The 14,777-nt window shown below is 60.4% G+C and carries 14 protein-coding genes; 11 read left to right on the top strand and 3 right to left on the bottom strand.

Annotated features, from left to right (window positions below):
• Positions 1-175: 175 nt before the first annotated feature.
• Together KGA97_RS11955 and KGA97_RS11950 are read left to right on the top strand one after the other, a co-directional pair.
• Complete coding sequence (locus KGA97_RS11955) at positions 176-2,431, top strand: Orn/Lys/Arg decarboxylase N-terminal domain-containing protein (protein ID WP_223480825.1); 2,256 nt, start codon at positions 176-178, stop codon at positions 2,429-2,431.
• A gap of 14 nt (positions 2,432-2,445) precedes the next feature.
• The gene (locus KGA97_RS11950) at positions 2,446-3,060 is read left to right on the top strand and encodes a GNAT family N-acetyltransferase (RefSeq protein ID WP_223480824.1); all 615 of its coding nucleotides are present in this window, start codon (positions 2,446-2,448) and stop codon (positions 3,058-3,060) included.
• Here the strand turns inward: KGA97_RS11950 and KGA97_RS11945 are convergent.
• Positions 3,026-3,919: a LysR family transcriptional regulator gene (locus KGA97_RS11945; protein WP_008038270.1), complete on the bottom strand. Its 894-nt coding sequence runs from the start codon at positions 3,917-3,919 to the stop codon at positions 3,026-3,028. The two genes, KGA97_RS11950 and KGA97_RS11945, sit on opposite strands and share 35 nt — an antisense overlap.
• Positions 3,920-4,007: 88 nt before the next feature.
• Entirely contained in the window at positions 4,008-4,235 is a 228-nt protein-coding gene (locus KGA97_RS11940) for a hypothetical protein (protein ID WP_008028606.1), read from the bottom strand.
• Positions 4,236-4,411: 176 nt separating this feature from the next.
• On the opposite strand from KGA97_RS11940, the gene KGA97_RS11935 reads away from it, so the two are divergent.
• From KGA97_RS11935 to KGA97_RS11925, 3 genes are all read left to right on the top strand, one after another.
• Positions 4,412-4,972 (top strand): NADPH-dependent FMN reductase, encoded by a 561-nt coding sequence (locus KGA97_RS11935; RefSeq protein WP_223480823.1) that lies wholly within the window; start codon positions 4,412-4,414, stop codon positions 4,970-4,972.
• 133 nt (positions 4,973-5,105) lie between these two features.
• Positions 5,106-5,453, top strand: a complete 348-nt coding sequence (locus KGA97_RS11930) for a metalloregulator ArsR/SmtB family transcription factor (RefSeq protein WP_008028603.1) — start codon at positions 5,106-5,108, stop codon at positions 5,451-5,453.
• Between the two features lie 29 nt (positions 5,454-5,482).
• Positions 5,483-6,766 (top strand): arsenic transporter, encoded by a 1,284-nt coding sequence (locus KGA97_RS11925; protein ID WP_008028602.1) that lies wholly within the window; start codon positions 5,483-5,485, stop codon positions 6,764-6,766.
• A gap of 114 nt (positions 6,767-6,880) precedes the next feature.
• Here the strand turns inward: KGA97_RS11925 and KGA97_RS11920 are convergent, their stop codons facing one another.
• Positions 6,881-7,831, bottom strand: a complete 951-nt coding sequence (locus KGA97_RS11920) for a DUF1853 family protein (RefSeq protein WP_223414511.1) — start codon at positions 7,829-7,831, stop codon at positions 6,881-6,883.
• 112 nt (positions 7,832-7,943) lie between these two features.
• Here KGA97_RS11920 and KGA97_RS11915 point away from each other — a divergent pair, with 112 nt between their 5' ends.
• The 6 genes from KGA97_RS11915 to pepN are packed head-to-tail and all read left to right on the top strand — an operon-like array spanning position 7,944 to position 14,454.
• On the top strand, positions 7,944-8,834 hold the full coding sequence (locus tag KGA97_RS11915; RefSeq protein WP_008028599.1) for an NAD(+) kinase: 891 nt from the start codon (positions 7,944-7,946) through the stop codon (positions 8,832-8,834).
• On the top strand, positions 8,831-9,805 hold the full coding sequence (locus KGA97_RS11910; RefSeq protein WP_223450454.1) for a metallophosphoesterase: 975 nt from the start codon (positions 8,831-8,833) through the stop codon (positions 9,803-9,805). The genes KGA97_RS11915 and KGA97_RS11910 overlap by 4 nt, the downstream gene beginning before the upstream one ends.
• Positions 9,802-10,671: a rhomboid family intramembrane serine protease gene (locus tag KGA97_RS11905; protein ID WP_008038279.1), complete on the top strand. Its 870-nt coding sequence runs from the start codon at positions 9,802-9,804 to the stop codon at positions 10,669-10,671. The genes KGA97_RS11910 and KGA97_RS11905 overlap by 4 nt, the downstream gene beginning before the upstream one ends.
• A 27-nt stretch (positions 10,672-10,698) precedes the next feature.
• Positions 10,699-10,959, top strand: a complete 261-nt coding sequence (locus tag KGA97_RS11900) for a YeaC family protein (RefSeq protein ID WP_008028592.1) — start codon at positions 10,699-10,701, stop codon at positions 10,957-10,959.
• Positions 10,956-11,786, top strand: a complete 831-nt coding sequence (locus KGA97_RS11895) for a DUF2797 domain-containing protein (RefSeq protein WP_223480822.1) — start codon at positions 10,956-10,958, stop codon at positions 11,784-11,786. The genes KGA97_RS11900 and KGA97_RS11895 overlap by 4 nt, the downstream gene beginning before the upstream one ends.
• Positions 11,787-11,796: 10 nt before the next feature.
• On the top strand, positions 11,797-14,454 hold the full coding sequence (pepN, locus tag KGA97_RS11890; protein WP_223480821.1) for an aminopeptidase N: 2,658 nt from the start codon (positions 11,797-11,799) through the stop codon (positions 14,452-14,454).
• Positions 14,455-14,777 lie beyond the last annotated feature (323 nt).

Raw genomic sequence — 14,777 nt, 5'->3', positions numbered from 1 at the left:
CATTGCCTGAACGGACGCGATCGCCGGAACGCCGCCCGCAGCAAGCCGGCTCCTACAGGGTTATGCGATCCACTCGTGACCCATTTCGGGGCATTGCACTCGCCACAAGCGCCTCAACCCTCTACCCTGAGGTTATTGGCAGGCTACGGACTGCCGCCTCAGGACACTGAGCCCCATGTATAAAGATTTGAGATTCCCGGTCTTGATCGTCCATCGCGACATCAAGGCCGACACGGTTGCCGGTGATCGGGTGCGTGGCATCGCCCGGGAGCTGGAGCAGGAAGGTTTCAGCATTGTCTCGGCAGTGGATTACACCGAAGGGCGGTTGGTCGCGTCGACCCATCATGGCCTCTCGTGCATGTTGATCGCCGCCGAAGACCCCAGCGCCAACTCCCATCTGTTGCAGAACATGGCCGAACTGATCGGTCTGGCGCGGGTGCGTGCGCCGGATTTGCCGATTTTCGCGCTGGGCGAGCAGGTGACGCTGGAAAACGCCCCGGCCGATGCGATGGACGAGCTCAATCAGCTGCGCGGTATTCTCTATTTGTTCGAAGACACCGTGCCGTTTCTGGCACGGCAGGTCGCACGAGCCGCACGCAAATACCTGGATGGCCTGCTGCCACCGTTCTTCAAGGCGTTGGTGCAACACACCGCCGACTCCAATTATTCCTGGCACACGCCCGGCCATGGTGGCGGCGTGGCCTATCACAAGAGCCCGGTGGGGCAGGCGTTTCACCAGTTTTTCGGGGAAAACACCCTGCGTTCGGACTTGTCGGTGTCGGTGCCGGAACTCGGTTCGCTGCTCGACCACACCGGCCCTCTGGCCGAGGCGGAAGCGCGAGCGGCGCGCAACTTTGGCGCCGATCACACCTTTTTCGTGATCAATGGCACCTCGACGGCCAACAAGATCGTCTGGCATTCGATGGTCGCCCGCGATGACCTGGTGCTGGTAGACCGCAACTGCCACAAGTCGGTGCTGCACTCGATCATCATGACCGGCGCGATTCCGTTGTACCTGTGCCCGGAACGCAACGAGCTGGGAATCATCGGCCCGATTCCGCTGAGTGAATTCAGCCGCGAATCGATTCAGGCCAAGATCGACGCCAGCCCGTTGACCAAGGGCCGTGCGGCCAAGGTCAAACTGGCAGTGGTGACCAATTCGACCTACGACGGCCTCTGTTACAACGCCGAACTGATCAAGCAAAGCCTGGGCAACAGCGTCGAGGTGCTGCATTTCGATGAGGCCTGGTATGCCTATGCGGCGTTTCACGAGTTTTTTGCCGGACGTTACGGCATGGGCACTGCGCGCAGTGCGGACAGCCCGCTGGTGTTCACCACCCATTCCACCCACAAACTGTTGGCGGCGTTCAGTCAGGCCTCGATGATTCACGTCCAGGACGGCGGTGCGCGGCAACTGGATCGCGACCGCTTCAACGAAGCGTTCATGATGCACATCTCCACGTCGCCGCAGTACAGCATCATCGCCTCTCTGGATGTGGCGTCGGCGATGATGGAAGGCCCGGCGGGTCGTTCGCTGTTGCAGGAAATGTTCGACGAAGCCCTGAGTTTCCGTCGGGCACTGGCGAATTTGCGTCAGCACATTGCCGCTGATGATTGGTGGTTCTCCATCTGGCAGCCGCCGTCGGTGGAAGGCATCGAGCGCGTGGTGACGGAAGACTGGCTGCTGCAACCCGATGCCGACTGGCACGGCTTTGGCGGCGTGACCGATGACTACGTGCTGCTCGATCCGGTCAAGGTCACGCTGGTGATGCCGGGCCTTACCGCCGGCGGTGCGTTGAGCGAGCGCGGGATTCCGGCGGCGGTGGTCAGCAAATTCCTCTGGGAGCGTGGGCTGGTGGTCGAGAAGACCGGGCTCTATTCGTTTCTGGTGCTGTTCTCCATGGGCATCACCAAGGGTAAATGGAGCACGCTGCTGACCGAGTTGCTGGAGTTCAAGCGCAGTTATGACGCCAACGTCAGCCTCGTGACCTGCCTGCCCTGCGTGGCGCAGCAGGAAGGCGCGCGTTACAAGGGTATGGGGCTGCGCGATTTGTGCGATCAACTGCACGCCTGTTACCGCAGCAATGCCACGGCCAAACATCTCAAGCGCATGTACACCGTGTTGCCGGAAATCGCCATGAAGCCGGCTGACGCTTATGATCATCTGGTGCGTGGCGAGGTGGAAGCCGTGTCCATCGATGCACTGGACGGCCGCATCGCCGCGGTGATGCTGGTGCCGTATCCGCCGGGGATCCCGTTGATCATGCCCGGCGAACGTTTCACCGAGTCGACCCGCTCGATCATCGATTACCTGGCGTTTGCCCGCACGTTCGATAGCAGTTTCCCGGGGTTTGTCGTCGATGTGCACGGCTTGCAACACGAAGACGAGGGCAATGGGCGGCAATACACCGTCGATTGCATCAAGGAGTGAGGACCTTTCCCAGTATGCAACCGGTCATGAATCCGAAATACCCAGGGCTGTCGGTTCGCGTTGCCGACGACGGCTTTGCGGCTTACATCTGGGGCAGTGATTTCAGTTTTGAAGTCACGGCCTATGTCGCCGCCGAAATCGGCAAACCGATGGAGCAATGGGCTGTCACGCCAATCACCCCTTACCGCAAGTGCTATGGCATCGATCCCGAGGAATTCAGCAGTTTCCGCGACGCCGCCGACAGCGCGATTTTCATGGCCTATCTCGATGATGAGCCAGTGGGCCACCTGGTGGTCAGCACCAACTGGAACGGCTTTGCCCATATTGACGAGTTGGCGGTCCACGCGCCCGCCCGCCGGCATGGCGTGGCCAAGGCGCTGCTGGATGTCGCGCAGTTCTGGAGCCGCAAGAAAAAACTGCCGGGCATCATGCTCGAAACCCAGAACAACAATCTGGGCGCGTGTCGGCTGTATGAGCGCTGCGGTTATGTGATGGGGGGTGTCGATCATCTGCGCTATCGCGGCATCGACCCGAACACCGCCGAAATCGCATTGTTCTGGTATCGATTATTCGACAATCCGCTGGAAAGCCCGATCAGCTCGCCAACATCGCCACGGCTTGTTCCGTGACGATGTCCAGCAGTGCCTGAAGGGCGGGGGAAGGCTCGCCGTTCTTCAGGGTCAGGGCGTAGACGCTGATCGGCACGGCGGGCGCCAGCGGGCAAGCATCCAGGCCGGCGGATTTGGCCCCGAGCGCGGTGAACGGGTCGACAATTGCCAGGCCTTCACCGGCTTCGACCATGCTGCGCATCATCTGGTGAGTCTGAACCCGAGTGTGAATCACCGGGGCAGGGCGCAGGGCGTGCAGTTTGTTGTCGAGCGCCGGGCTCAGTGGATCATGACCTTCCAGGCCAACCATCGACTGCCCCGCCAGGTCTTGCAGCGAAATGTACTTCTGCTTCGGTTGCAGCCAGCCATGGGGGGCCAGTAGCTGGAGTTTGCCCTGGGCAATCACCTGGCAATGAATGTCGGCATGGTCGGGATCATGCAGGCTCAGGCCCAGATCGCTTTCGCGCAGCAGCAGGCTTCTGACGATGTCGCGGGTGGGTTGGCTCAGGAGGCTGCAAGGCACGTCGGGGAGACGCCGGCGCAACGCCGCGATGCTCTGTGGCAACAACTGTTGTGCCAGGGGCGGCGTGCAAATAATGCGAAGGGGTGGGGCCTGATATTGCTTGAGGCTGCTGGCGAGTCGCAGGACCGGCTCGAGCGCATCGTAGACGTGGGCGATTTCGACCTGGAGCTCCCGCGCCTCGCGCGTGGCTTGCAAGCGTCCACGCACGCTGGAAAACAGCATGAAACCCAACTGACTCTCAGCGTCACGCAGAATGCCTTCGACCTCGGCCACTGGCAGCTGCAGCCATTCGGCGGCGGTGCCAAGGTGACCGGTCTGCAGGAGCGCCTGGATCACTTCGATATGACGTAAACGCATGCGTGAAGTCCATGTTCAGCAGGTGAGGGAGTCAGTGGCTGAATCCTAACCCAAGTCCGCGCATAAGACTTCTGCTCATAACGCGAGGTTATGAGGCGACGCTGGCTTCGGGTTCACGAATGAGGGTGACGCCCGATTGCACCAGCAGAAACTCGTTTTCATCAAGCTTGTTGACGCGATCGCCAATGGCCAGCTTGTAAGTGGTGACAGCGGTGAGGCCGTCTGCCGAAGGGGTGGATTCCTGGAACTCATGCACGGAATAGACACGGCCTTCCGCGTCTCTTGCATGGAACTGACTGACGAGTACTGCTGCCATCTGCTTAGAACCTCTGGAGATAAATCACTCAATTTGCGGTTCTGTAGACCGTGGTTGGGCGAGGTAAGTTTTCCTACAGGAAAAAAATAGTCAGGGGCGGCGTTTTTCAGTCGCCCACTGCTTGAATCGTCATCTATAACTACAAGCTCTTTCCATCGGACAGTCGAGAATCTTCCATGAGCAATGTCTACACGATCGCCGTTCTGGTCGGCAGCTTGAGAAAGGAATCGATCAACCGCAAGGTGGCGTTGGCCCTGGCCGATCTGGCACCTGCAAATCTCAAGCTCAACATCGTCGAAATTGGCGACTTGCCGCTCTACAACGAAGACATCGATGGCGAATCACCGCCGGCAGCCTACAGCACTTTCCGGCAACAAGTGCGTTCATCCGACGCGTTGCTGTTCGTCACCCCGGAATACAACCGTTCGGTTCCAGCGCCGTTGAAGAACGCAATCGACGTCGGTTCGCGGCCATATGGCAAGAGCGCCTGGGGTGGCAAGCCGGGTGCGGTGATCAGCTGTTCACCGGGGGCTATTGGCGGGTTTGGCGCCAACCATCATTTGCGCCAGTCGATGGTGTTTCTCAATGTGCCTTGCATGCAACAACCGGAAGCCTACTTGAGCGGTGCCGGTTCGGCCTTCGATGAAGCGGGCAGATTGTCCGAGACGGTGAAGCCGTTTTTGCAGAGTTTCATCAATGCTTACGGGCAGTGGGTCGAGCAGCATAAGAAAGTCTGAATACCACTTTGATAGCCGCTGCCGAATTCAGGCTCGGCAGCGGCTGCACAAACAATCGTTTCCAGACTTTGCTTTACTGGATATTCGAAATTCCATATATTCACGCCTCGTTTGTCCGGAGGCGTTTCCCTGTATGTCCGACTCTTACAGTCCCGTCGATGTTTTCAAGGCCCTGGCCGATGACACGCGCAGCCGTATCGCGCTGTTGATCGCCCGCGAAGGCGAGTTGTGCGTGTGCGAGTTGACCGCCGGGCTGGATTTGAGTCAGCCGAAAATTTCCCGTCACCTGGCGCTCTTGCGTAGCAATGGGCTGTTGGCGGACCGCCGTCAGGGGCAATGGGTGTTCTATCGCCTGCACCCGGACCTGGCGCCTTGGGTCGTCACTCTGCTGCACGGCGCGCTGGCTGAACATCAAGGCTGGCTGGCTGCCGATGTCGCACGCCTTCAAGCCATGACCGATCGACCTGTACGTTGCTGTTAATCCCTGATTTCTGTTGAAGGCTGCTTTGCATGCTCATTGCGTCGTTGATTTTCCTGCTGACCATCACCCTGGTGATCTGGCAACCCAAAGGCCTCGGTGTCGGTTGGAGTGCGGTGTTCGGCGCCGTGCTGGCGCTGATTTTCGGTGTGGTGCACCTCAGTGATATTCCGCTGGTGTGGCAGATCATCTGGAACGCCACTGGCACTTTTGTAGCGCTGATCATCATCAGCCTGTTGCTGGATGAGGCGGGGTTCTTTGCCTGGGCTGCACTGCATGTCGCAAGGTGGGGGCGGGGCAGTGGGCGCAAGTTGTTTGCCTACATGGTGCTGCTCGGCGCGCTGGTGTCGGCCTTGTTTGCCAACGACGGGGCGGCGCTGATCCTCACGCCCATCGTGATTTCCATGCTGCTGGCGTTGCGCTTTTCCCCCGCGGCGACCCTGGCGTTCGTGATGGGTGCCGGGTTTATTGCCGACACTGCCAGCCTGCCGCTGGTGGTGTCGAACCTGGTGAACATCGTTTCCGCCGACTTCTTCCACATCGGCTTCAATCGCTACGCGGCGGTGATGGTTCCGGTCAACCTGGTGAGCGTTGCGGCGACACTGGCGGTGTTGATGTGGTTTTTCCGGCGCGACATTCCCAAGGATTACGACCCTGAGCAACTGGAACATCCGTCCAGTGCGATCCACGACAAGGCGACGTTTTATGCCGGTTGGGCGGTGTTGCTGATCCTGCTGATCGGGTGCTTTGCGCTGGAACCGCTGGGTATTCCCATCAGCGCCATTTCGGCGGTGTGCGCGGCGTTGCTGCTGGCCATTGCTGCCCGAGGCCACAAGATTTCCACGCGCAAGGTGCTGAAAGAAGCGCCGTGGCAGATCGTGATTTTCTCGCTGGGCATGTATCTGGTGGTCTACGGCCTGCGCAACGCCGGGCTCACCGGGTATCTGGCGGGTTGGCTGGACGGTTTTGCCGGTTACGGCGTCTGGGGCGCGGCCATGGGCACGGGTGTGTTGACGGCGCTGTTGTCGTCGATCATGAATAACCTGCCGACGGTGCTGATTGGTCTGCTGTCGATTGACGCGAGTCAGGCGAGCGGAGTGGTGAAGGAGGCGATGATCTACGCCAACGTGATCGGCAGTGACCTGGGACCGAAGATTACGCCGATTGGCAGCCTGGCGACGTTGTTGTGGCTGCATGTGCTGGAGCGCAAGAGCATTCGGATCGGCTGGGGGTATTACTTCAAGGTCGGGATTGTGTTGACGGTGCCGGTGTTGTTGGTGACGTTGGCGGCGTTGGCTGTGCGGTTGTCCGTTTAGACCGCGTCGGCCCCATCGCGAGCAGGCTCGCTCCCACAGGGATTTTGTGAACGCCGCAAATCCAATGTGGGAGCGAGCCTGCTCGCGATGGGGCCAGTCTAGTCACTACAAAAACTAACCACTGCCCGGCACATTCGGCCAAAGATCCGCCACCAGAAACAAGCGCTCCGCTTCCTCCCACTCCCCATTCGCATTCTCGATCAACCGCACCAGCAACTGCGCCGGCGCCAGCGGTTCCAGATCGCTCAGCCACGCTTGCAGCTGTTGCGTGCTCCAGGTCTGCTCGGCCGGGTAGTGCGCCGGCGCCAGCCAGGCATGGCGGGGCAGGGGTTGCCAGCGACCGAACGGGCGCTGCGTGACAAAATCATTCCAATCCTTTTGATGCAGCCAGCTACCGCGCAAATGCTGCGGGTGCGCACCGCTTGGGGCTTCGGATTGCCCCGGCCACGGATAAAGCAGATAGCCGCCCAGCCACAAATGCGCACTGAACTGCTGGATGTCCAGCGCCGCCAGGACCTCGCGGCTCTCCGGTCGCGCGGAAATCGGCAGCTGATGTTGGCTCAGGTGCGCCAGTTTGCGGTCCAGCCGATCATGGCAGCCCGGCCCCAGCCATTGCGCGGTGTTATGTCCCGCGCCATTTTGCGGGCCGAGGTAAAGCTTGATCGCCAGTTCCAGGTGATGCACACCGTCGCGATCGCGCAGCAGCATGTCCAGTTCGCCCAACGTGTGGCCTTCGCGACGGATTGGCATGTTCGCGGCAATCAGATCGATGCCCGGTGCATGGCGCACCGCGTATTGCCACAGCCGTTCGTAATACAGACCCAGGCGCCGGGTCCGGGCCTGGGCCAGCCAGTGCAGCAAGTCGTAGCTGTCGTGATCCAGTTGCCGTAACCAGAGTTCCAGCCGTTCCGGTGCCTGCACCCAGTCACTGCCGGCCAGTGGATGGCGTTGCGGCCACGGCGTGACCTCCAGCATCGGCGGCGCGAGGATGACCCAGGCCAGGTCGCGGACCTCGGGGTGGCGCAACTGGTGGGGTAACTGCAGCAAATCGGGAAATAGGATCATCTTGCGAGCATAGCCCTAAACCTGAGTGCGCCCTTGTGGCTGAAAGGATTTTGTCTATCCCGCGCTTTCGCCCATAATCGTGGTTTTCGCCGTCGCAAACCGTAGGGGCACCATGGAGCAATTTCGTAATATCGGCATCATCGGTCGCCTGGGCAGTTCGCAGGTGCTGGATACCGTCCGCCGACTGAAACGGTTTCTGCTCGATCGTCACCTGCACGTGATCCTCGAAGACACCATCGCTGAAGTCCTGCCGGGTCATGGCCTGCAAACTTCGTCGCGCAAGATGCTCGGTGAAGTCTGTGACATGGTGATTGTGGTCGGCGGTGACGGCAGCCTGCTTGGCGCCGCTCGCGCACTGGCCCGACATAATATTCCGGTGCTCGGCATCAACCGTGGCAGCCTCGGTTTCCTGACCGATATTCGCCCCGATGAACTGGAAGTCAAAGTCGCCGAAGTGCTCGACGGCCACTATCTGGTGGAAAACCGCTTCCTGCTGCAAGCCGAAGTCCGCCGCCACGCCGAGGCCATTGGCCAGGGCGATGCGCTGAACGACGTGGTGCTGCACCCCGGCAAATCGACGCGCATGATCGAGTTCGAGCTGTACATCGACGGCCAGTTTGTCTGCAGCCAGAAGGCCGACGGCCTGATCGTCTCCACGCCGACCGGCTCGACCGCGTACGCGCTGTCGGCGGGCGGCCCGATCATGCACCCCAAACTTGACGCTATTGTGATTGTGCCGATGTACCCCCATACCTTGTCGGGTAGACCGATTGTGGTCGATGGCAACAGTGAGCTGAAAATCGTCGTGTCCAAGGATATGCAGATCTACCCGCAAGTCTCCTGTGACGGGCAGAACCACTTCACCTGCGCGCCGGGTGACACCATCACCGTGAGCAAGAAAGCGCAGAAGCTGCGGCTGATTCATCCGCTCGACCACAACTACTACGAAGTCTGCCGGACCAAACTTGGCTGGGGCAGCAAGTTGGGGGGTGGAGGCGACTGATGCTCGATCCCGCGCGAAGTTATGACCTTATCGGTGACGTGCACGGTTGCGCCCTGACCCTTGAGCACTTGCTCGACCTGCTCGGTTATCACAAACAGGGCGGCGTCTGGCGGCATCCGTCGCGCATGGCGGTGTTTGTCGGTGACATCATCGACCGCGGCCCGCGGATTCGCGAGGCGCTGCACATCGTCCACGACATGGTCGAGGCTGGCCAGGCGTTGTGCATCATGGGCAACCATGAATTCAACGCACTCGGCTGGAGCACGCCAGCGCCGCCGGGCAGCGGCAAGCAATTCGTCCGTGAACACACGCCACGTCATGCGCGCCTGCTGGGTGAAACCCTGACCCAGTTTGAAGACCATCCCGCCGACTGGCATGACTTCCAGCAATGGTTCTACGAACTGCCGCTGTTTGTGGATGCCGGGCGTTTCCGTGTGGTTCACGCCTGCTGGGATGCGGGCTTGATCGAGCCGCTACGCGCTCTGTTTTCCGATGGCTGCGTCGATGAACATTTCCTCCAGGCCTCGGCCGTGCCGGGCAGTTTTGCCTGCACCGTGTTCGACCGTTTGTTGCGCGGCACCGACATGCGCTTGCCTGACGGGTTGACCATGACCAGCGGCGATGGCCTGACGCGCTCGTTCTTCCGCACCAAATTCTGGGAGGACGACCCGCAAACCTACGGAGACATCGTGTTCCAGCCTGACGCTTTACCGGAACCCGTGGCCCGGACGCCGCTGTCGTCCACCGAGAAAAACACCTTGCTGCGCTATGGCGTTGACGAGCCCTTGTTGTTCGTCGGCCACTACTGGCGCAGCGGCAAACCGGCGCCGATCCGCCCGAACCTGGCCTGCCTGGATTACAGCGCGGTGCTTTACGGCAAGCTGGTCGCCTATCGACTGGATCAGGAAACCCGGCTCGATCCGCACAAATTCGTCTGGGTCGACGTCGAACGGCCGGAGGCACTTCGATGAGCGCCGTGGCCGTTTTACGCCTGCCGCTGGCGGTGGATCTGAGCGGGTTCGTCAAACTGCTGCAACGCATGCAGGTGCCGCATCGGGTCAGCGAAGAGCAGGGCGAGCAGGTGTTGTGGGTGCCCGCCAATATCAGTGAAGACGTGCGTGCGTTGTACGAGCGTTTTCCGACGGGTGATCCCGATCAGCAACTGGACATCCCGGTGGCGATAACCGCGAAGCGTCCTGGTTTCGTCGAGCAATTGCGCCACGCCAAAGCGACGGCGGCGGTGCTGCTGCTGAGCCTGATCGTCGGTGCGGTGACGCTGCTGGGCGAAAACCTCGACACGATGCGCTGGTTGACCTTCCTCGATTTCCGGGTGGTCGGCGAATACATCCATTTCACGCCATTGGCCGACAGCCTGGCAGCGGGGCAGTGGTGGCGTCTGGTGACGCCGATGCTGATCCACTTCGGCATCCTCCACCTGGCCATGAACGGCATGTGGTATTGGGAACTGGGGCGACGCATTGAGTCGCGTCAAGGCGGCATCAACCTGATTGGCCTGACCCTGCTGTTCGCCCTGGTGTCGAACTACGCGCAGTTTTATTTCAGCGGCCCGACCTTGTTTGGCGGGTTGTCCGGCGTGCTGTATGGCCTGCTAGGGCATTGCTGGATCTTTCAGATCCTGTCGCCGAACCGCGCTTATCGCCTGCCTCGCGGGGTGCTGGTGATGATGCTGGTGTGGCTGCTGCTGTGCCTGTCCGGGCTGGTCTCGATGATCGGCTTCGGTGAAATTGCGAACGCCGCCCACGTCGGCGGGTTACTCATCGGATGCTTCACCGGTTTGTTGGGTGGTTTGTACAACCGCCGTAAACTGGCCGCCTAAAAAAGTTATGTAAGTTCGGAGACCTTGATGTCCTCTTTTAACGAAATGATCAAAAACATCACCCCCGATATCTACCAGAGCCTGAAACTGGCGGTGGAAATCGGCAAATGGTCCGACGGTGGCAAACTCACCGCCGAGCAACGCGAGCTGTCGCTGCAAGCGATGATCGCCTGGGAAATCCAGAACCTGCCCGAAGACCAGCGCACCGGTTACATGGGCGTGCAGGAATGCGGCTCGAAGTCGATTGAAGTGCCGAATATCCTGTTCAAGTCGGATGCCATCCATTGATCGAGATTGGCCGCGGTGCAATCAGTAAAATGTCGGCCCGCCTGGACGGGGCCGACGTGCAGTACGCGTTTCGTCTGGGCGATGTCGAAGTGCCGGTCAACCCGTTGATCGGCACCACGGTACGCCTGGAATACCTGGGGGCGATCCACTGCTGCCATTGCGGACGCAAGACCAAAACCAGTTTCAGCCAGGGTTACTGCTACCCGTGCATGACCAAACTGGCGCAGTGCGATATCTGCATCATGAGCCCGGAGCGCTGCCACTACGACGCCGGCACCTGCCGTGAGCCGGAGTGGGGCGAGAAGTTCTGCATGACCGATCACATCGTGTACCTGTCGAACTCGTCCGGGGTCAAAGTCGGGATAACCCGCGCGACCCAACTGCCGACGCGCTGGATCGACCAGGGCGCTCGTCAGGCGTTGCCGATCATGCGTGTTGCGACCCGTCAGCAGTCAGGCTTCGTCGAAGACCTGTTCCGCAGTCAGGTGGCGGACAAGACCAACTGGCGTGCTTTACTCAAGGGCGAAGCGGTTTCGGTGGACCTTGCCGAAGTTCGCGATCAGCTGTTTGAAAGCTGCGCCGAAGGCCTGCAAACCTTGCAGGAACGATTTGGTCTGCAGGCGATCCAGACTATTAGCGATGCCGAGCCGCTGGAAATCCGTTATCCGGTGGAGCAATACCCGGCCAAAATCGTCAGCTTCAACCTGGACAAGAACCCGATTGCCGAAGGCACGCTGCTGGGGATCAAGGGCCAGTACCTGATCTTCGACACCGGCGTGATCAATATTCGTAAATACACGGCTTATCAGCTCGCCGTGCATCAGTAAGGACTCCAGCATGCGCACCGAACAACCGAAGATGATCTATTTGAAAGACTATCAGGCGCCTGAGTACCTGATCGACGAGACGCACCTGACCTTCGAGTTGTTCGAGGACCACAGCCTGGTCCATGCGCAACTGGTGATGCGCCGCAACCCTGAGCGTGGCCCGGGCCTGCCGCCGCTGGTGCTGGACGGCCAGCAACTCGATCTGCTGTCGGTGACCCTGGCCGACCGCGAATTGACAGCTGCCGACTATCAGTTGACCGAGAACCACCTGACGCTGCATCCGACCAGCACCAGCTTCACGGTCGACACCAGCGTACGCATTCACCCGGAAACCAACACCGCGCTGGAAGGCCTGTACAAGTCCGGCACGATGTTCTGCACCCAGTGCGAGGCCGAAGGCTTCCGCAAGATCACCTATTACCTCGACCGCCCGGACGTGATGAGCACGTTCACCACCACGGTCGTCGCGGAACAGCACAGCTACCCGGTGTTGCTGTCCAACGGCAACCCGATTGCCAGCGGTCCTGGCGAAGACGGCCGCCATTGGGCGACCTGGGAAGACCCGTTCAAGAAACCGGCCTACCTGTTCGCATTGGTGGCCGGTGATTTGTGGTGCGTCGAAGACACCTTCACCACCATGACCGAGCGCAACGTGGCGCTGCGCATCTACGTCGAACCGGAAAACATCGACAAGTGCCAGCACGCCATGAACAGCCTGAAGAAATCCATGCGCTGGGACGAAGAGGTCTACGGTCGTGAATACGACCTGGACATCTTCATGATCGTTGCGGTCAACGACTTCAACATGGGCGCCATGGAGAACAAGGGCCTCAACATCTTCAACTCCAGCGCCGTGCTGGCCCGCGCTGAAACCGCGACCGACGCCGCGCACCAGCGTGTCGAAGCGATCGTCGCCCACGAATACTTCCACAACTGGTCGGGCAACCGCGTGACCTGCCGCGACTGGTTCCAGTTGTCGCTGAAGGAAGGCTTCACGGTGTTCCGCGATTCCGGTTTCTCCGCCGACATGAACTCGGCCACCGTGAAGCGCATCCAGGACGTGGCTTACCTGCGCACTCATCAGTTCGCCGAAGACGCAGGTCCCATGGCCCACGCCGTGCGCCCGGACAGCTTCATCGAGATTTCCAACTTCTACACCCTGACCGTGTACGAAAAGGGCTCGGAAGTGGTCGGCATGATCCACACCTTGCTCGGCGCCGACGGGTTCCGTAAAGGCAGCGACCTGTATTTCGAGCGCCATGACGGCCAGGCCGTGACCTGCGATGACTTCATCAAGGCCATGGAAGATGCCAACGGTGTCGACCTGACCCAGTTCAAACGCTGGTACAGCCAGGCTGGCACGCCGCGTCTGGCGGTGAGCGAGTCCTACGACGCTGCAGCGAAAACCTACAGCCTGACGTTCCGTCAAAGCTGCCCGGCGACCCCGGACAAGGTTGAAAAACTGCCGTTCGTGATCCCGGTTGAATTGGGCCTGCTGGATTCCAAAGGCGCGCCTGTTGCCTTGCGCCTGTCCGGCGAAGCCAGCGCCCAGGGCACCTCGCGCGTCATTTCGGTGACCGAAGCCGAACAGACCTTCACCTTCGTCGATATCGCTGAGCAACCGCTGCCTTCGTTGCTGCGCGGCTTCTCGGCGCCGGTGAAACTGAGCTTCCCGTACAACCGCGACCAACTGATGTTCCTGATGCAGCACGACAGCGACGGTTTCAACCGCTGGGATGCCGGTCAGCAATTGTCGGTGCAAGTGCTGCAAGAGCTGATCGCCCAGCAGCAGAAGGGCGAGAAACTGGTGCTGGATCAGCGATTGATTTCGGCCTTGCGTACCGTGCTGTCGGACGAGTCGCTGGATCAGGCGATGGTCGCCGAAATGCTCTCGCTGCCGGGTGAGGCGTATCTGACCGAGATCAGCGAAGTGGCTGATGTTGACGCCATCCACATCGCTCGCGAGTTTGCCCGCAAGGCGTTGGCAGACGGTTTGTTCGAGGCGTTGTGGTCGCGTTACCAGGCCAACCGCGCTCTGTCGAAACAAACCCCGTACATTGCCGAAGCCGAGCACTTTGCCCGACGCGCCTTGCAGAACATTGCGCTGTCGTACCTGATGCTCAGTGGTCAATCGCAAGTAATGGCGGCGACGCTTGAGCAGTTCGAGACCAGCGACAACATGACCGAGCGCCTGACGGCATTGGCGGTGTTGGTGAATTCGCCGTTCGAAGAAGAAAAAAACCTGGCGCTGGCCGGTTTTGCCGAGCACTTCAAGGACAATCCGCTGGTCATGGATCAATGGTTCAGCGTTCAGGCAGGCAGTACGTTGCCGGGCGGACTGGAGCGTGTGCGTCAGTTGATGCAGCATCCGGCGTTCAACATCAAGAACCCGAACAAGGTGCGGGCGCTGGTCGGTGCGTTTGCCGGGCAGAACCTGATCAACTTCCATGCGGCGGATGGTTCGGGGTATCGCTTCCTGGCGGATCTGGTCATCGAACTGAACGGGTTCAACCCGCAGATTGCCTCTCGCCAACTGGCGCCGCTGACGCGCTGGCGCAAATACGACGATGCTCGTCAGGCGTTGATGAAAGGGGAGCTGGAGCGGATTCGTGCTTCGGGTCAACTGTCCAGTGATGTGTTTGAAGTGGTCAGCAAAAGCCTGGCCTGAGTCTGGCTTTGGATCCTGTAGGAGCGAGGCTTGCCCGCGAAGGTTGTGTGTCGGGCGCGTTTTTTGATGGTGTGCATATCCATTGCTGCGGTAACGGCGGCTGGCGGTTTCGCCCTTACGGCGAGTCCCTTTTCCAAACGCCGAAAAGGAACCAAAAGGCTTTGCCCCTGACGTACGGTGGCTCGCTAATGCTCGCCATGCCCTCGCTCCGGTCCTGCTCCGTGGGCCCGCCGCCATCGGCCATCCATGGCCGGGGGCGGCTAACCCGGCATCCATGCCGGGTTGCCCACTGCGCAGAACCTCCACTCGGCCTCTCGAGGGGG

The organism is Pseudomonas sp. BF-B-15, assembly GCF_019946675.1.
Classification (GTDB): Bacteria; Pseudomonadota; Gammaproteobacteria; order Pseudomonadales; family Pseudomonadaceae; genus Aquipseudomonas; species Aquipseudomonas migulae.
Note: the sequence above shows the minus strand (reverse complement) of the source record. Positions and strands in the feature narration are given on the sequence as shown.